Source organism: Paraburkholderia sp. CNPSo 3076, assembly GCF_026343935.1.
In the GTDB taxonomy this organism is placed as follows: Bacteria; Pseudomonadota; Gammaproteobacteria; order Burkholderiales; family Burkholderiaceae; genus Paraburkholderia; species Paraburkholderia nodosa.
Window position 1 is genome coordinate 45,428 of sequence record NZ_JAPMAL010000009.1, and the last position, 18,367, is coordinate 63,794.

Here is an 18,367-nt window from a genome sequence, read left to right on the forward strand (position 1 = left end):
CGCGCGCGGCACGGGCGCCGGCGCAGCGGAAGACGGGGACGTAGGCGTGGACATCGAGGTCGTCTCGGACTTGGGCGGCGGGGCCGCCAGCAGCGGTTGGTCTGCCGTTATTGTAGCGGCGCGACCGGCGCGCTGTGCCTTATGCCGTGGATATCCCTGGCGCGCAATCCGTGCGGGTGCGCAGGATCGGCTGAAGCGTTGCAGCGGGCGGGTTCGGGCAACCCGCCGCCGCGTAAAAACCGATGCGATGCCGACGCGGCGGGACTGCGAGCCGATCCGGCCCCGGCCGCGTCGATCAGTCCGCCGTGTGAGCGGCGATATAGTCCTTCACGCGCTGCGCGTCGGCAGGCACGACTTCGAAGCGCTGCGGCAGCGCCTCGAGGCCTTCGAACGCCGGCGGACGCTCCGGCTCACGGTCCAGCGCTTCGCGAATCGTCTCGCCGAACTTCACCGGCTGCGCGGTTTCGAGCACGATCATCGGCACACCCGGCTGCAGGTGTTCGCGGGCGACCTTCACGCCGTCGGCCGTATGGGTGTCGATCATCGTCTTGTAGCGCGAGTAGATGTCGCGAATCGTGGCGATGCGGTCGTCGTGGCTGCTGCGGCCCGAAACGAAGCCGAACTGCTTCACGCGCACGAAGTCGCCGCTCGCCACGAGATCGAAACCGCCCTTCTCCTCGACGTCGCGGAACAGCTGCGTCACGCGCGCCGGATCGCGGCCGAGCAGGTCGTACACGAAGCGCTCGAAGTTCGACGCCTTCGAGATGTCCATGCTCGGGCTCGTCGTGTGATACGTCTCGGCCGAGCCGCGCACGCGATAAATGCCGGTGCGGAAGAACTCGTCGAGCACGTCGTTCTCGTTGGTCGCGACCACGAGCTTTTCGATCGGCAGGCCCATCATGCGCGCGATATGGCCCGCGCACACGTTGCCGAAGTTGCCCGAGGGCACCGTGAACGAGACGCGCTCGTCGTTCGACTTCGTCGCCGCGAAGTAGCCGGCGAAGTAGTACACGACCTGGGCCACGACGCGCGCCCAGTTGATCGAGTTGACCGTGCCGATCTTCTGCTGCGCCTTGAACGCGTGGTCGTTCGAAACCGCCTTGACGATGTCCTGGCAGTCGTCGAACACGCCTTCCACCGCCAGGTTGAAGATGTTCGGGTCCTGCAGGCTGAACATCTGCGCCGTCTGGAACGCGCTCATCTTCTTGTGCGGCGAAAGCATGAACACGCGCACGCCCTTCTTGCCGCGCATGGCGTATTCAGCCGCGCTGCCGGTGTCGCCCGACGTCGCGCCCAGAATGTTCAGCTCCTGGCCGGCCTTCGCGAGCGCGTACTCGAACAGGTTGCCGAGCAACTGCATCGCCATGTCCTTGAACGCGAGCGTCGGACCGTTCGAGAGTTCGAGCAGCGAAAGCTGCGCGCCGTTTTCCTCGCCGAGCGTGGTGAGCGGCGTGATCTTGCTCGCGTCTTCGCCATGGCGCACGTTGCGGTACGTCTCGCCCGTGTAGGTGCGGCGCGTGATGTCGCGCAGGTCCTCGGCCGGAATGTCGCCGGCGAACTTCGAGAGGATCTCGAACGCGAGATCCGCGTACGACAGGCCGCGCCAGCGCGCCAGTTCTTCCTTGCTGATGCGCGGATATTCGGCCGGCAGATACAGGCCGCCGTCGCGCGCGAGGCCGCCCAGCAGGATGTCGGAAAACGAATGATGCTCGCCGGCGCCCGCGCCGCGCGTAGATACGTAATTCATAGCCCTTGCCTTAGTTCAGTCCTTCCATACGCAGCTTCGTGACCTGCGACTTCACCGTCGCGAGCTTTTCGATCTGCGCGATCGCCGCGTTGACGTTCTTCTCGAGCGTCTCGTGCGTGATCAGGATGATGTCGGTTTCCGCCTTGCCTTGCGCGTCGACCTGCTCCGCTTCCTTTTGCAGCAGCGCGTCGATCGAGATGCCGCTGTCCGCGAGGATTCGCGTGATGGCCGCCATCACGCCGGTCTGGTCCGCCACCCGCAGGCGCAGGTAGTAGCCGCTCGTGACTTCGTCGATCGGCAGGATCGGCGTGTTCGAGAGGCTGTCCGGCTGGAACGCCAGATGCGGCACGCGGTGCTCAGGGTCGGCCGTGTGCAGGCGCGTCACATCGACGAGATCGGCCACCACGGCGGATGCCGTCGGCTCCGCGCCCGCGCCCTTGCCGTAGTACAGCGTCGTGCCCACGGCGTCGCCGTGCACGACCACGGCGTTCATTGCGCCTTCCACGTTGGCGAGCAGGCGCTTGGCCGGAATCAGCGTGGGATGCGTGCGCAGCTCGATGCCGCGATCGGTGCGGCGCGCGATGCCGAGCAGCTTGATGCGATAGCCCAGTTCTTCCGCGTACTTGATGTCGATCGCGTCGAGCTTGCTGATGCCTTCCACGTAGGCGCGGTCGAACTGCACGGGCACGCCGAACGCGATCGCGCTCATGATCGTGGCCTTGTGCGCGGCGTCCACGCCTTCGATGTCGAAGGTCGGATCGGCTTCGGCATAGCCCAGTTCCTGCGCGGCTTTCAATGCGGTCGCGAAGTCGAGCCCGCGCTCGCGCATTTCCGAGAGGATGTAGTTCGTCGTGCCGTTGATGATGCCGGCGATGTACTGGATGCGGTTGGCCGTGAGGCCTTCGCGCAGCGCCTTGATGATGGGGATGCCGCCCGCCACCGCCGCCTCGAACGCGACCATCACGCCCTTGGCGCGCGCCGCTTCGAAGATCTCGGTGCCGTGCACCGCCAGCAGCGCCTTGTTCGCCGTGACGACATGCTTGCCGCTGGCAATGGCGCGCAGCACGAGATCCTTGGCGAGCGTCGTGCCGCCGATCATCTCGGCGACGATCGAAATCGAGGGATCGTCGACCACGGCGTTGAAGTCGGTCGTCAGCTCGACGCTGCCGGCTTCACTGCCGAGTGCCGCTGTAGCCTTGGCCGGGTTGCGCACGGCAATGCGCGCCACCTCGATGCCGCGGCCCGCGCGGCGTTTGATTTCTTCCTGGTTGCGGCGCAGTACCGTGAAGGTGCCGCTGCCCACCGTGCCGAAGCCCAAGAGACCTACTTTGATCGGATCCATGCAGCGTGTGTTCGTCCAAGTGTTTGAAAAGGGAATGCGTGTGACTGGCTCAGGTGCCGTGGCGCTGCCGATAACCGTCGAGGAAGCGCGCGATGCGGTTGATCGAATCGGTCAGGTCGTCGACGTTCGGCAGGAACACCACGCGGAAGTGGTCCGGCTGCTTCCAGTTGAAGCCCGTGCCCTGCACAAGCAGCACGCGCTCCTGCAGGAGCAGATCGAGGATGAACTGCTGGTCGTTCTCGATCGGATAGAGCTTCGGGTCGAGGCGCGGGAACATGTACAGCGCCGCCTCCGGCTTCACGCAGGTCACGCCCGGAATGGCCGTGAGCATGTTGTACGCGAGTTCGCGCTGGCGATACAGGCGCCCGCCCGGCTGGATCAGCTCGTTGATGCTCTGGTAGCCGCCCAGCGCCGTCTGGATCGCGTACTGGCCCGGCACGTTCGCGCACAGGCGCATCGAGGCGAGAATGCCGAGCCCTTCCGTGTAGTCCTTCGAGCGGCGGCGGTTTTCCCCCGTCATGCCCGAGAGGAACATCCAGCCCGCACGGTAGCCGCACGCGCGATAGCTCTTCGAAAGGCTGTTGAGCGTGACGGTGATCACGTCTTCCGAGAGCGAGCCGAGCGCCGTGTGCGTCTTGTCGTCGTAAATGATCTTGTCGTAGACCTCGTCGGCGAACAGGATCAGACCGTGCTCGCGCGCGATCGCCACGAGCCCGCGCAGCAGGTCGTCCGAATAGAGCGCGCCGGTCGGGTTGTTCGGGTTGATGACGACGATCGCGCGCGTGTTCGGCGTGATTTTCGAGCGGATGTCGTCGAGGTCCGGCATCCACGCGTTCGACTCGTCGCAGATGTAGTGCACGGGCGTGCCGCCCGAGAGGCTCACCGCCGCCGTCCACAGCGGATAGTCGGGCGCGGGCAGCAGCACTTCGTCGCCGTCGTTCAGGAGCGCCTGCATGGCCATGACGATCAGTTCGGACGCACCGTTGCCGATGTAGATGTCGTCCAGCTCGACGCCCTTGATGCCCTTTTGCTGCGCGTAATGCATGATCGCCTTGCGCGCGGCGAACACGCCCTTCGAATCCGAATACCCCGAGGAGCCCGGCAGGTTCAGGATCATGTCCTGAATGACCTCGTCGGGCGCGTCGAAACCGAACGGCGCGAGATTGCCGATGTTCAGCTTGATGATGCGATGGCCTTCTTCTTCGAGGCGCTTCGCGTGCTCGAGCACCGGCCCGCGGATGTCGTAGCAAACGTTCTGCAGCTTGTTGGATTTGAGAATCGGTTTCACGGCGGGCTATCGGTCAGAGAAGCGGTCAGAGAAGCGGTCAGAGAAGCGGTCAGAGAATCAGTCAGGGCGTCAGAGGCGAGTAAGACGCGGTAAAAGGGCTGGAACAGGCTGAAATGCCGTTGGCCGGCCGGCGGATGGCGCCTTGGCGGACAAGACAGGCAAGGGGGCCGGAGGGCGCCCCCGGCGGGACAAAAGCCGTGCACGATTGCGAGGGGAGCGCGGGGTGCACACGACGCTTCGGAAGAAAGCGTGCGCTCGCCAACCCGACCACCCCAATACCGCCCCGGCAGCTTGTGGCTGCCCTCGCCCGATGCGCGGATGGCGCACGTAGCGGCCTGCCGGCGCGGTCTACCCGCGGGCGCCGCCGCAGCGGCGGCTAAAAAGCTATAATTTAGCGGATTTTGACCAACTTCCGCAATGCGCAATCGGCCAGGAGGCGGGTCGCGAAGCGGGTGACAAGGCGGGCTGCAAAGCCGTTCGCGCCGAGTCCGGCGTCGGCACAGGATATGCGCCCCCTCGCTTGCGCACCCGACCTGCCCTTACCCCGGAACCCCGTTTTGAAACTACACCAGGACTCCAGCGCCGCGCTGAACACCGTGACCGGTTACGGCGCCGACTACGTCGAAGTGAACCTCGAACGCCATATGGGCAGCATCATCGTGATGCCCGAATCGCCGGTCACCCCCTGGCCGGTGCAGGCGTTCGACGCCCTCACGCCCGAACTCTTCGAGATGCTTCTCCCGCTGAACCCCGAAGTGGTCGTATTCGGCAGCGGAGAGCGGCTGCGCTTCCCGCATCCGCGCCTGACTGCGGCGCTCGCCGCGAAGCGTATCGGCGTCGAGGCGATGGACTTCAAGGCCGCCTGCCGCACCTACAACATTCTCATGGCCGAAGGCCGCCGCGTGGCGGCTGCGCTTCTGATCGAAAGCTGACGCGCCTTAAGCTTGCCATCAGGTCGCCGCGCAGCGGCGTAGTACACTTGCGCGCCGCGTGTGAAGCGCGCGCCGGACCTGGCCCGCATGCCGCGCGCGGCCAATGCGCGCTCCGCACCTCGACCGCAACGACTGCAACAAGAACAGGCTGAAACCCATGAACGATACGCCATCGAGGCTACCGCTCAACCGCAGCGCGATCCTGCTCCTGATCCTCGCCCTCGCCGTGATCTGGTTCCTGCCGCTCGGCTGGCGCCACCTGCTGCCGAGCGACGAAGGCCGCTACGCCGAAATGGCGCGCGAAATGCTCGCGAGCGGCGACTGGATCACGCCGCGCTACAACGGCTACAAGTACTTCGAAAAGCCCCCGCTGCAAACCTGGATGAACGCGCTCACGTTCGCGTGGTTCGGCATCGGCGAGTGGCAGGCGCGTCTCTACACGGCGCTCACCGGCTTCGCGGGCGTACTGGTGATCGGCTTCACCGGCGCGCGCGTATTCAACGCCGCCACGGGCTTCTTCGCCGCGGTCGTGCTCGCCTGCGCGCCGTACTGGAACCTGATGGGCCACTTCAACACGCTAGACATGGGCCTCGCGTTCTGGATGCAGCTCACGCTGTGCGCGCTGCTGCTCGCGCAGCGCCCGAACCTGCCCACGACGCACGCGCGCCTGTGGATGTGGGTGTGCTGGGCCGCCATGGCGATGGCGGTGCTGTCCAAGGGCCTCGTCGGCCTGATCCTGCCGGGCGCCGTGCTGGTGCTCTATACGGCGGTCTCGCGCGACTGGGCGCTCTGGAAGCGCCTCTATCTCGTGAGCGGCCTGATCGTGTTCTTCGCGATCGTCTCGCCGTGGTTCATCCTCGTGCAGCAGCGCAACCCCGAGTTCTTCAACTTCTTCTTCATCGTCCAGCAGTTCCAGCGCTACCTCACGCCCGCGCAGAACCGCCCCGGCCCGTTCTACTACTTCGTGCCGGTCATGCTGGTAGGCTTCCTGCCGTGGCTTTCGGTGAGCGTGCAGAGTGTGCGCCATGCGCTGCGCGCGCCGCGTCAGCCCAACGGTTTCTCGCCCGTCATGCTGATGCTCGTGTGGACGGTGTTCATTTTCCTGTTCTTCAGCGCCTCGCACTCGAAGCTCGTTTCCTACGTTCTGCCGATCGCGCCGCCCATCGCGCTCATCATCGGCATGTATCTGCCGGTCATGACGCGCGCCCAGTGGAACAGGCACCTCGCGGGCTACGCGCTGTTCGCCGTCGTGCTGATGGCGGCTTCGTTCGTGCTCACGCGGCTTGGCGACGCGCGCAATCCGAACGCCCTCTACCGGGCGTTCCAGGTGTGGGTGTTCGCCGCGGCCGCGGTCGCCTTCGTCGTCACCATGGCCGGCCTGCGCCTGAACCGCGCGAAGCGCACACCCGAAACCGGTGCGCGCGTGCCGGCGGTTGCGCTCGGCACCGCGTGGCTGCTGCTCGCGACCATTGCGGGCACGGGCCACGACGTGTTCGGCACGCTGAGTTCCGGCGCGCCGCTCGCGCCCGCGGTGCGCGCCGCGATTGCGAAGCTGCCGCCCGACACGCCGTTCTACTCGGTGGGCGTGCTCGACCACACCATGCCCTTCTACGTGCGCCATACGATGACGATGGTCGAGGTCACCGACGAGCTGGCCTTCGGCATCTCCGAGGAGCCACAAAAATGGGTGCCGACCATTGCCGACTGGGAGGCGCGCTGGAAGTCCGACCGCTATGCGCTCGCGCTGATTCCGGTGAAGCGCTACGAAGAACTGGCCGCGCAAGGCCTGCCGATGCGGGTGATCGCCCGCGACGCGCGGCGCGTGATCGTTGAAAAGCCGCAATCCTGAGCGCTTGCTGGCCCCCCTCCCTGGCCCCGATTGACGCATGGGCGATAATTGGCCGGGCCGCGCAGGCACGAGCCGGCGCGGCCTGGCCGGCGAGGCTCCGCCTGCGCGGCGCGGCCTGGCTCCCGCCCCAACCCGATAATCCGTTGAACCACCCTTTCCGATGAATCCGATTTCCCTCATCTGCATCCTCGCCGGCGTCGGCCTCAACGCGTGTGCGCAACTGTTGCTGAAAGCGGGTGTCAATGCCGTTGGACACTTCGAATTCAGCCGTGCGAACATCTTGCCCATTGGCCTGAAGCTCGCGACACAAGTGCCGATTCTCGGCGGCCTCACCTGCTACGTATTCAGCGTGGTCGTGTGGATCGTCGGGCTCTCGCGCGTGGACGTCTCGATCGCCTACCCGATGCTCTCGCTCGGCTACGTGGTCAACGCGTTCGCGGCGTGGTATCTGTTCGGCGAGGTGCTGAGCGTGCAGCGGCTCGTGGGTATCGGCATCATCCTGATCGGCGTGTTCGTGCTGGCGCGCAGCTAACGCGCCGCGGCGCGCGCGATTGTGGCGCGCGTGGCGAGACCGCTTGCAGCGCAGCGTATTGCGCCCATATAAGCATTTCGTAAGATGCGCCGCGGCAGCCCTGCTGCCCGGCCCCACTTTCTGACGAGCAAAGAGCAAGGCACTCATGACCCAGTCATCCCCGCAGTCGACCCTTCCGTTCCTGCCGTTCGTGCGCCCCGAAATCGACGAGGAAACCATCCAGGGCGTCGCCGACGTGCTGCGCTCGGGCTGGATCACGACCGGCCCGCAGAACCAGGCGTTCGAGGCGGCGCTCTCCGAATACTGCGGCGGCCGTCCCGTGCGCACCTTCAACTCGGGAACGGCCACGCTCGAAGTCGGTTTGCGCATTGCCGGCGTGGGTCCCGGCGACGAAGTCATCACCACGCCCGCCTCATGGGTCGCGACCAGCAATGTAGTCTATGAAGTCGGGGCGACGCCGGTGTTCGCCGACATCGATCCCGTCACGCGCAACATCGACCTCGACAAGCTCGAAGCCGCCATCACGCCGAAGACCAAAGCCATCATCCCGGTCGATCTCTCGGGCCTGCCCGTCGACATGGACCGGCTCTACGCGATCGCCCGCCAGCACAAGCTGCGCGTGATCGAGGACGCCGCACAGGCGTTCGGCTCGAGCTGGAACGGCAAGCGCATCGGCGCGATCGGCGACATCGTCTCGTTCAGCTTTCACGCCAACAAGAACCTCACGTCGATCGAAGGCGGCGCGCTCGTCCTCAACGACGAAGCCGAGGCCGTGCTCGCGCAGAAGTACCGCCTCCAGGGCATTACACGCACGGGCTTCGACGGTATGGACTGCGACGTGCTTGGCGGCAAGTACAATCTCACGGATGTGGCGGCGCGTGTCGGGCTCGGCCAGCTCAAGCACATCGAGCGCTTCATCCGGCAGCGCCGCGAGCTTGCGCGGGCTTACTTCGCGGGCTTCGAAGGCGGCGCGGCGGTTAAGCTCGGTGTCGGCCTGCCGCTCGCCGATTTCGCCAACAGCAACTGGCACATGTTCCAGATCACGCTGCCGCTCGACAAGCTCGCGATCGACCGCGCCGGTTTCATGGGCGAACTCAAGGAGCGCGGGATTGGCTCGGGCGTGCATTACCCGGCCATCCACCTCTTCACGCTCTACCGCGAACGTGGTTTCAGGGCGGGCATGTTCCCGCACGCGGAGCGCTTCGGCGCGAGCACGGTCACGCTGCCGCTCTTCACGCAGATGAGCGAAGCCGACGTGGCACGCGTGTGCAGTGCCGTGAACGAGATTTGCGCAAAGTTCGCCAGGTAACTGGCAAAACAGGCAGTAACGGAAGTCGGGGACTGGATGGAGCCGCCCTGACGGGCATGGGACCAGAATAAGCGCGAAAGCGCCAACGCTGGTCGACACAGGGGAAACGCAGGCGGACGGCGCAGCGCACGCGCCGCCGATTTGCGCATGCAGCAAACCGAAGCATCCAATAACGGAATCGACGCACACATGAGTCAAACGGAACAAGTCACCTTGACCCCGGACACGCCGGAAGTCTCGGTCATCATTCCGGTCTACAACGAGGAAGCTGGCCTTCCCGCGCTGTTCGCGCGCCTGTATCCGGCGCTCGACAAGCTCGGCACCTCGTACGAAGTGATCTTCATCAACGACGGCAGCCGCGACCGCTCGGCCGCGATGCTCGCGGAGCAGTTCCGCGCGCGGCCCGATACCACGCGCGCGATCCTGCTCAACGGCAACTACGGCCAGCACATGGCGATTCTCGCGGGCTTCGAGCAGGCCCGCGGCGAGATCGTCATCACGCTCGACGCCGACCTGCAAAATCCGCCCGAGGAAATCGGCAAGCTCGTCGAGAAGATGCGCGAGGGCTACGACTACGTCGGCACCATCCGCAAGCAGCGCCAGGACAGCCTCTGGCGGCGCAAGGCCTCGCAGGCGATGAACCGTCTGCGCGAGCGCATCACGCGCATCAAGATGACCGACCAGGGCTGCATGCTGCGCGCGTACAACCGCCGCATCATCGACACGATCAACCGCTGCGGCGAAATCAACACCTTCATCCCGGCGCTCGCCTACACGTTCTCGCAGAACCCGGTCGAGGTCGAGGTGGCGCACGAGGAGCGCTTCGCGGGCGAATCGAAGTACTCGCTCTACAGCCTCATTCGCCTGAATTTCGACCTCGTGACGGGCTTCTCCGTCGTGCCGCTGCAGTGGCTCTCGTTCATCGGCGTGATCCTCTCGCTCGGCTCGGCAGGCCTGTTCCTGCTGCTGCTGATTCGCCGCTTCATCCTCGGCGCGGAAGTGCAAGGTGTGTTCACGCTCTTCGCCATCACGTTCTTCCTGCTCGGCGTGATCATCTTCGCGCTCGGTCTGCTCGGCGAGTACATCGGCCGCATCTACCAGCAGGTGCGCGCGCGTCCGCGTTACCTGATCCAGACGATCCTCGAGGAGCGCAATGGCCGCGCCGTCGCCGATACGCCGCGCCAGGATTTCATGCAGGCCGCCGCATTCGCGCAGCCGGCTGAACCCGCGCGAGCGGCAGGTGCTGCTGCACGGCCCGCCACCACGAACCCGGCCAACGAAGGAGCCGGCCAATGAAACCGCGCGCCGTAGTCTTCGCGTATCACAACGTGGGCGTGCGCTGTCTGCAGGTGTTGCTCGCGGGCGGCGTCGATGTTGCACTCGTCGTCACGCATGAAGACAGCCCGACTGAAAACATCTGGTTCGGCAGCGTGAAGTCGGTGGCCGAGGAGCATGGCATCGAGGTCGTCACGCCCGCCGACCCGACGAGCGCCGAACTGCGCGCGGCCGTTTCCGCGGCGCGCCCGGACTTCATCTTCTCGTTCTACTACCGGCACATACTGCCCGTGGACCTGCTCGCCCTCGCCGGGCGCGGCGCGTACAACATGCACGGCTCGCTGCTGCCGAAATACCGCGGCCGCGTGCCCACGAACTGGGCCGTGCTCAACGGCGAAACCGAAACGGGCGCCACGCTGCACGAAATGGCCGCGAAGCCCGACGCGGGCGCAATCGTCGCGCAAACCCCGGTGCCGATCCTGCCCGACGACACCGCCGCGCAGGTCTTCGACAAGGTGACGGTCGCCGCCGAGCAGACGCTCTGGCGCGTGCTGCCCGCGCTGATCGCGGGCGAGGCGCCGCATCTGCCGAACGATCTCACCCGGGGCAGCTACTACGGCGGGCGCAAGCCCGAGGACGGCCGCATCGATTTCGGCGAGAGCGCGCAGCACGTGTACAACCTGATCCGCGCCGTCGCGCCGCCGTATCCGGGCGCGTTCACCGACATCGGCAACGCGCGTTTCGTGATTGCCCGTGCGCGTCTCGTGCGCCCCGGCTCGCAAGACGCCGAAAGGGTCCGCCCGCTCGCCGGATTGCCCGCCGGCATCCACGTAAGCGATAATGCGCTTTTCGCCGTCTGCGGCGACGCACGCGCCATCGCGATCCACGAACTGCGGCATGCGCATGACGGTCAGGAGACCGTCATCAGCCCCGCCGCGTTCTCCGAACTCATTTCATCTGTCCCCCGTCCATGACCAAAAAAGTTCTGATCCTGGGTGTGAACGGCTTTATCGGCCACCACCTCTCCAAACGCATCCTCGAAGCCACGAACTGGGAAGTGTTCGGCATGGACATGCAGACGGATCGCCTCGGCGACCTCGTCAAGCATGAGCGGATGCACTTCTTCGAAGGCGACATCACGATCAACAAGGAGTGGGTCGAGTACCACGTCAAGAAGTGCGACGTGATCCTGCCGCTGGTCGCCATCGCGACGCCCGCCACCTACGTGCAGCAGCCGCTGCGCGTGTTCGAACTCGACTTCGAAGCGAACCTGCCGATCGTGCGTTCGGCCGTGAAGTACCGCAAGCACCTCGTCTTCCCGTCGACGTCGGAAGTCTATGGCATGTGCCCGGACGAGCAGTTCGACCCGGACGCCTCGGCGCTGACCTACGGCCCGATCAACAAGCCGCGCTGGATCTACGCGTGCTCGAAGCAGCTCATGGACCGCGTGATCTGGGGCTACGGCATGGAAGGCCTGAATTTCACGCTGTTCCGTCCGTTCAACTGGATCGGCCCTGGCCTCGACTCGATCTACACGCCGAAGGAAGGTTCGTCGCGCGTCGTGACGCAGTTCCTCGGCCATATCGTGCGCGGCGAGAACATCAGCCTCGTGGATGGCGGCGCGCAAAAACGTGCGTTTACCGACATCGACGACGGCATCGAAGCGCTCATGAAGATCATCGAGAACAAGGACGGCGTCGCCACGGGCAAGATCTACAACATCGGCAACCCGACCAACAACTTCTCGGTGCGCGAACTCGCGCACAAGATGCTCGCGCTCGCCGCCGAATTCCCGGAATACGCGGAAATGGCAAAGAAGGTGCAGCTCGTCGAAACGTCGTCGGGTGCGTACTACGGCGCGGGCTATCAGGACGTGCAGAACCGCGTGCCGAAGATCGACAACACGAAGCAGGAACTCGGCTGGGCGCCGAAGTCGACGTTCGACGAAGCGCTGCGCAAGATCTTCGAAGCGTACCGCGGCCACGTGGCCGAAGCGCGTGCGCTCGTCGAGCAACATTAAGCGCTAGAGAAAGGACTTCGCCACTTGGCCCGCATCGTCCTGAAAATCGATGTCGACACGCTGCGCGGCACGCGCGAAGGCGTGCCGAATCTCGCGCGTATCTTCGACCGCTACAAGGCGCGCGCCACGTTCCTGTTCAGCCTCGGCCCCGATCACACGGGCTGGGCGCTGCGCCGCGTGCTGCGGCCGGGCTTCCTCAAGAAGGTCTCGCGCACGTCGGTGGTCGAGCACTACGGCGTGAAGCAGCTGATGTACGGCGTGCTGCTGCCGGGCCCCGACATCGGCGTGGAAGCCGCGGCGGAAATGCGCGCGATCCACGAAGCCGGCTTCGAGTGCGGCATCCATACGTGGGATCACGTGTACTGGCAGGACAACGTGCGCAAGCGCGACGCACAGTGGACCGCGCGCCAGATGCAGAAGAGCCACGACCGCTTCACGCGCATCTTCGGCACGCCGCCCGTCACGCACGGCGCGGCGGGCTGGCAGATGAACGAGGCCGCCTTCGAGCAGATCGACACGTGGGGCATGCGCTACGCCTCCGACGGGCGCGGTCATTCGCCCTACCGTCCGGTGGTGGCGGGCCGCACGCTGAATCACGTGCAAATGCCCACCACGCTGCCCACGCTCGACGAGGTGCTCGGCGTCGATGGCGTCGATACCGATACGGTCGCGGCATGGATGCTCAAGCGTACCGAAAACAACCCGCACGACCAGGTCTTCACGCTGCACGCCGAACTCGAAGGCCAGAAGCTCGCACCGGTGTTCGAGCAGCTGCTCGCCGGCTGGCGCGCGCAAGGCCACACGTTTGCCACGATGGGCGACTACCATGCGACGCTGGACCCGGATTCGCTGCCATCGTACCCTGTCACCTGGGGCGAGATCGCCGGCCGCTCCGGCCAGCTGATCGTTCAGCCCGACTGAATCCGCCGCCTGCGCGCCGCTCAGTGCCTGCCAGGACCCTCGCCCGCGCAACGCCCCCGCCGCGGGCGACACGCCGTCCCGGCGAAACGGCACCGTGCGCAGCGGCAATGCCAGCCAAAAACAAAGGGAGAGCCACGTGCCTGACGTGACCATCGCAGTCGACCACCCCGTTCCGGACTTCACCGCCCCCGCTACCGGCGGCGACTTCACGCTGTCGAGCCTGAAGGGCAGCAAGGTGGTGCTGTACTTCTATCCGAAAGACAACACGCCGGGCTGCACGACCGAAGGCCTGCAGTTCCGCGATCTCTATCCGAAGTTCAAAAAGGCCGGCGCGCAGATCGTCGGCGTGTCGCGCGACAGCGTGCGCTCGCACGATAACTTCAAGGCCAAGCTCGAACTGCCGTATACCTTGGTATCGGATGCCGACGAAGCGCTGTGCACGCTCTTCGACGTCATCAAATTGAAGAAAATGTATGGCAAACAGGTACGAGGGATCGAACGCTCGACCTTCCTGATCGACGCGACCGGCGTGCTGCGCCAGGAGTGGCGCGGCATCAAGGTCCCGGGCCACGTCGACGAAGTTCTGGAGGCTGTACAAGCGCTTTGAGGAGCGTTATATTGGGCTGCAATGAGTGCCTGTCCAACCCTTTTTACGTCGCGTTGCGGCGGTTTCGCAGCCGGTCATGGAATGACCGGAAATGCGTATCCGAGGCAACGGGACACCACCGAAGTGAAGCCGCTTGCCTCGTCATCCGGGGCGGCGGCTTTTTTGTTTGTTCCATGCTGTTCTCTCCCGCTTTTCTCCCCGTTCGTGCCGGCTTTGCGACCCGGCGCGCGCAATCGTCAAGGAGCTGATCGAAAACCAGGCGAACCGGCATTTTCTGACCTGAGCGCGCACCTTGCGCAGTAACGGCGGAGGCCTACCCGGCACCCGCACGCACCGCCCGAAAGCGCGCCTTACTGGGTAACCCCGCGACCACTCGACCCGATTTTTTCGAGGGACACCATGCCTTTGCCTACTCCCCCCAGCAAGCTCGGCAACCTCCTGCCGCCCGAAGAATACAAGGCGCGTGCCCGCACGACGCGCAGCACACGCAAGGCCGCGAGCGAGAACGACGCGGCCGACGTTGCAGAATACGGCCCCGGCAGTGTCGCCGAGCCGATGACGCTGGCCGCCAACGCCGCGACCACCTTGCGCACGGTGCCGCTTTCGAGCGCCAGCGCCGAACTGGCTGCGCTCGAACCGGTCGCCCCGGCGCCCGCGCGCAACAGGCGCAACAACAACAAGCAAGTCACGGCCGCGCTGCTGCAGCCTCTCGAGGCCCGCACCGGCGCGGACGACACGCCCGTTGCGCGCGGCGGCAAACCCGCCTCGGCAAAAGCCTCCGGCGGCGCCGCTGCGCCCGCCACGCGCGCCGGGGCGAAAAAACGCGTGCATCCCGAAGAGAGCACCGAAGTCCAGAAGCTCTTCGTACTCGACACGAACGTGCTGATGCACGACCCGACCTGCCTGTTCCGTTTCGAGGAACACGACGTCTATCTGCCGATGATGACGTTGGAAGAACTCGACAACCACAAGAAGGGCATGTCGGAAGTCGCGCGCAACGCGCGCCAGGTGAGCCGCACGCTCGACCAGCTGGTCGCCAATGCGGGCCCGATCTCGGAAGGCATTTCGCTTGGCCGCCTCGGCAGCCGCGAGGCGCTTGGGCGCCTGTACTTCCAGACCACGCTCACGCATATCGATCCGGTCGACGGCCTGCCCCAGGGCAAAGCCGATAACCAGATCCTCGGCGTGGTGCGCGCGCTGCAGCGTGACCGGCCTGACCGCCTCGTCGTGCTGGTGTCGAAAGACATCAACATGCGCATCAAGGCCCATGCGCTCGGCCTGCCCGCGGAAGACTACTTCAACGACCAGGTTCTCGAAGACAAGGACCTGCTCTACTCGGGCGTGCGCGCCCTCCAGCAGGACTTCTGGTCGAAGCACGCCAAGGGCATGGAGTCCTGGCAGGACACCAAGACCGGCACGACCTATTACCGCGTGACGGGTCCCGAGTGCCTCTCGATGCTCGTGAACGAGTTCGTCTATCTCGAGCCGCAGAACGGCGAACCGGCGTTCCACGCGATCGTGCGCGAGCTCAACGGCAAGACGGCGCTCCTGCAGACGCTGCGCGACTATGGCCACCACAAGAACAACGTGTGGGGCATCACGGCGCGCAACCGCGAGCAGAACTTCGCGCTGAACCTGCTGATGAACCCGGAGATCGACTTCGTCACGCTGCTCGGCCAGGCCGGCACGGGCAAGACGCTCGTCGCGCTCGCGGCGGGCCTCGCGCAAGTGCTCGACGAGAAACGCTACAACGAGATCATCGTCACGCGCGCGACCGTGCCGGTTGGCGAGGACATCGGTTTCCTGCCGGGCACCGAAGAGGAAAAGATGCAGCCCTGGATGGGCGCCTTCGATGACAACCTCGAAGTCCTCCAGAAGACCGATGACGCCGCCGGCGAATGGGGGCGCGCCGCGACCCAGGAGCTGATCCGCTCGCGCCTGAAGGTCAAGAGCATGAACTTCATGCGCGGCCGCACATTCGTGGACAAGTATCTGATCATCGACGAGGCGCAGAACCTCACGCCGAAGCAGATGAAGACGCTCGTTACGCGCGCGGGTCCGGGCACGAAGATCGTGTGTCTCGGCAATATCGCGCAGATCGACACGCCGTATCTGACCGAAGGCAGTTCCGGCCTCACCTACGTGGTGGATCGCTTCAAGGGCTGGGCGCACAGCGGCCACGTGACGCTCGCACGCGGCGAACGCTCGCGGCTTGCCGATTACGCATCCGATATCCTGTAATCCATTCGCTGGGCGCCGCCTTTCGGGGGCGCCCATGCATATGGCGAGGACCGTATCCGGGGAACTGGATACGGTCCTTTTTTATTGGCCGGGCGTCCCCCAGCACAACAGTTGGCGCGCGAACTTCAAGTAAGTTGTGAAGAATTCTTGCGAAAGCCCTGACGGGCGGGCTACCATCCGCCCATGACCCGTTTTCCCAATGGCGCAAGCGTCGCGCGCGCCACATCCGTTTCATGCGTCGACTCTGGCTTCCGCTTCTGATCGCAGTCCTGCTTGCCGCGTGCTCCAGCGCGCCGCAAAGGGTATCGCGCAGCGGTTCGTCTGCCAGCGAAAACGGGGGGCGCACAAGGCCCCCGGGCTTTCCCAATTTCGTCGACCACAGCGTGGGCCGCGAGGAAATCTCGATCCAGGCGATGGGGCTCGTCGGCATTCCGTATCGCTGGGGCGGCAATACGCCTGATAGCGGCTTCGATTGCAGCGGTCTCGTCAAATACGTGCTAGCACGCTCGGCCTCGGTGGACTTGCCCCGCACCACGGCCGAAATGAGCACGCGCGGCGAAACGATCGAGCCCGACGAGATTGCCGCCGGCGATCTCATCTTCTTCAATACGACGGGGCGGCCGCATTCGCACGTCGGGATCTACGTCGGCAACCTGCGCTTCGTTAACGCGCCTTCGACCGGCGGCACGGTGCGACTCGACTATCTGACCAATCCCTACTGGGCGAAGCGCTTCGACGGGATTCGCCGCATGGCGGCGCCCAAGCGCACGCCTTTCGAGACGCCGACCTGGGAAGCGTCTGCGCCGGCTGAACGCGTGCCTGGCGCGAACGCCGCGCCACCGGCGGCGGCAATGGCGAGCGTCTCGCCGGCTGCGGCGGCGCAGCCCGCGCCGCGAGCCGTGGCCGCGAGCCAGAACCGCATCGTCGCCGCGCCGCAACCGGCCTACGCGGCAACGCCGGCCAACACGCCGACGGCTTCCACGGCCGCCGTCGCCCCGACCGACGCGTTCGAGCCGCCGCCCGCCTCGCTCGGCGCGGCGCAGACGCAGGCACGCGATGCGGGCGCGCTCGCACCCGCGGTTGCGCCCGGCAACAACACACCTGCCTACGCTGCCAGCCCCGCCGCCAGCGCCCCGCGCGACGCCATCAACGCCGCCGCCGACGCCTTCGAGCCCCCGCCGCCCACGGCAAGCGCAGCGGCGCGCCAGGCCGGCCAGGTGGGCTCGACGCCGATCCAGGCGGCGTCGCCGGCCGCGGGTGGCGCGCAGGTCATACGCGCCTCGACAGCCGGCCCAGCTTCGCCGGCCCCGACCCAGTCAAGCGACGACCCCATTGCGCGCTTTGCCAACAGCGGCGACTGAAGCAGCCCCGCCGCGGCGCTGAGCGGCACGTTGCCCCTGGCCGCACGGCTAAGCATGCTTGCAGCGGTTTGCGGCGCCCCGCGCCTCTGCTATCGTTTTGGGACCGTTTTTCATACTTTCGCGCAGCGAGGCGACGATGGATCTTGGACTCAGCAAGAAGGTGGTACTCGTGACGGGCGGCAGCAAGGGCATTGGCCTTGCCTGCGCGCGCGCCTTTGCGCAGGAAGGCGCCCGCGTGGCGATCGTCTCGCGCGACCCCGCCAATCTCGCGCGCGCCCGCGAGCAACTGGCGAGCGAAGGCCTGCATGTGCACCTCACGCGCGCGGACCTGCACGAAGCGCATAGCGCGGCCGACGTCGTCGAAGAAGTCTCCACCGCGGTCGGCCCCATCGACATCCTCATCAACAGCGCGGGCGCGGCGCGCCGCTACGACCCGGAAACGCTCGATGCGGACGCGTTCAGGGCCACGATGGAGGCGAAATACTTCCCCTACATCTACCCGCAGCAGGAGGTGCTGCGGCGCATGGTGCAGCGGATCAAGTCGGGCGAGAGCATGGAGCCCGGGGCGATCGTCAATATCATCGGCATGGGCGGCAAGTTCGCGAGCGACATTCATATCGCGGGCGGCGCGGCCAACGCGGCGTTGATGCTCGCGACCGTGGGCCTCGCGCACTATCACGCGCGCTACGGCATCCGCATCAACGCGATCAACCCCGGCGCCACGCTTACGGAGCGCCTGCAGGAGGCCGTTCAGCTGGAAGCGCAACGCACGGGCGTCGGCGCGCAGGAGGCGTTGGCGAGCGGCGAATCGAAGGTGCCGCTCGGGCGCTACGCGAAGCCTGAGGAAATTGCCGATGTCGCGCTCTTCCTCGCGAGCCGCCGCGCGAGCTACGTCACGGGCGCGCTCATTCCGATGGATGGGGCGAGCACGCCGCTGATCTGA

Annotated in this window: 15 protein-coding genes; 12 read left to right on the forward strand and 3 right to left on the reverse strand. The window is 65.8% G+C overall.

Going from position 1 to position 18,367, the window contains the following annotated elements; all coding sequences use genetic code 11:
• Positions 1-295: 295 nt before the first annotated feature.
• Genes thrC through M3A49_RS12225 form a run of 3 tightly spaced genes read right to left on the reverse strand, consistent with a single transcriptional unit; the run spans position 296 to position 4,377 of the window.
• Positions 296-1,747: a threonine synthase gene (gene thrC, locus M3A49_RS12215; protein ID WP_266228918.1), complete on the reverse strand. Its 1,452-nt coding sequence runs from the start codon at positions 1,745-1,747 to the stop codon at positions 296-298.
• Positions 1,748-1,757: 10 nt separating this feature from the next.
• The gene (locus M3A49_RS12220) at positions 1,758-3,089 is read right to left on the reverse strand and encodes a homoserine dehydrogenase (RefSeq protein ID WP_266228919.1); all 1,332 of its coding nucleotides are present in this window, start codon (positions 3,087-3,089) and stop codon (positions 1,758-1,760) included.
• A gap of 49 nt (positions 3,090-3,138) precedes the next feature.
• Complete coding sequence (locus M3A49_RS12225) at positions 3,139-4,377, reverse strand: pyridoxal phosphate-dependent aminotransferase (RefSeq protein ID WP_266228920.1); 1,239 nt, start codon at positions 4,375-4,377, stop codon at positions 3,139-3,141.
• A gap of 557 nt (positions 4,378-4,934) precedes the next feature.
• Here M3A49_RS12225 and M3A49_RS12230 point away from each other — a divergent pair.
• The 12 genes from M3A49_RS12230 to M3A49_RS12285 all read left to right on the forward strand — a co-directional run bounded on the left by M3A49_RS12230 (position 4,935) and on the right by M3A49_RS12285 (position 18,367).
• Complete coding sequence (locus M3A49_RS12230; RefSeq protein ID WP_254355177.1) at positions 4,935-5,309, forward strand: Mth938-like domain-containing protein; 375 nt, start codon at positions 4,935-4,937, stop codon at positions 5,307-5,309.
• A gap of 157 nt (positions 5,310-5,466) precedes the next feature.
• Positions 5,467-7,158, forward strand: a complete 1,692-nt coding sequence (locus tag M3A49_RS12235; protein ID WP_266228921.1) for a glycosyltransferase family 39 protein — start codon at positions 5,467-5,469, stop codon at positions 7,156-7,158.
• A gap of 160 nt (positions 7,159-7,318) precedes the next feature.
• Positions 7,319-7,690, forward strand: coding sequence for an SMR family transporter (locus M3A49_RS12240; RefSeq protein WP_028204911.1), 372 nt, complete (start codon positions 7,319-7,321; stop codon positions 7,688-7,690).
• A gap of 145 nt (positions 7,691-7,835) precedes the next feature.
• On the forward strand, positions 7,836-8,999 hold the full coding sequence (locus tag M3A49_RS12245; protein ID WP_266228922.1) for a DegT/DnrJ/EryC1/StrS family aminotransferase: 1,164 nt from the start codon (positions 7,836-7,838) through the stop codon (positions 8,997-8,999).
• 189 nt (positions 9,000-9,188) lie between these two features.
• Entirely contained in the window at positions 9,189-10,295 is a 1,107-nt protein-coding gene (locus M3A49_RS12250; protein WP_266228923.1) for a glycosyltransferase, read from the forward strand.
• Positions 10,292-11,248: a formyltransferase gene (locus tag M3A49_RS12255; RefSeq protein WP_266228924.1), complete on the forward strand. Its 957-nt coding sequence runs from the start codon at positions 10,292-10,294 to the stop codon at positions 11,246-11,248. Before M3A49_RS12250 ends, M3A49_RS12255 begins: the two co-directional genes overlap by 4 nt.
• A complete protein-coding gene (locus M3A49_RS12260) occupies positions 11,245-12,294 on the forward strand; it encodes a bifunctional UDP-4-keto-pentose/UDP-xylose synthase (RefSeq protein ID WP_254355172.1) in 1,050 nt (349 codons plus the stop codon). The genes M3A49_RS12255 and M3A49_RS12260 overlap by 4 nt, the downstream gene beginning before the upstream one ends.
• A 24-nt stretch (positions 12,295-12,318) precedes the next feature.
• On the forward strand, positions 12,319-13,215 hold the full coding sequence (locus tag M3A49_RS12265) for a polysaccharide deacetylase family protein (protein WP_028204907.1): 897 nt from the start codon (positions 12,319-12,321) through the stop codon (positions 13,213-13,215).
• Between the two features lie 145 nt (positions 13,216-13,360).
• Positions 13,361-13,822, forward strand: coding sequence for a peroxiredoxin (locus M3A49_RS12270; protein ID WP_266229032.1), 462 nt, complete (start codon positions 13,361-13,363; stop codon positions 13,820-13,822).
• A gap of 399 nt (positions 13,823-14,221) precedes the next feature.
• Positions 14,222-16,063 (forward strand): PhoH family protein, encoded by a 1,842-nt coding sequence (locus M3A49_RS12275; protein ID WP_254355171.1) that lies wholly within the window; start codon positions 14,222-14,224, stop codon positions 16,061-16,063.
• Between the two features lie 233 nt (positions 16,064-16,296).
• Positions 16,297-17,424, forward strand: a complete 1,128-nt coding sequence (locus tag M3A49_RS12280) for a C40 family peptidase (RefSeq protein WP_266228925.1) — start codon at positions 16,297-16,299, stop codon at positions 17,422-17,424.
• Between the two features lie 136 nt (positions 17,425-17,560).
• Positions 17,561-18,367 carry an SDR family oxidoreductase gene (locus tag M3A49_RS12285; protein WP_254355169.1) on the forward strand — a complete coding sequence of 269 codons (807 nt, stop codon included), beginning with the start codon at positions 17,561-17,563 and terminating at the stop codon, positions 18,365-18,367.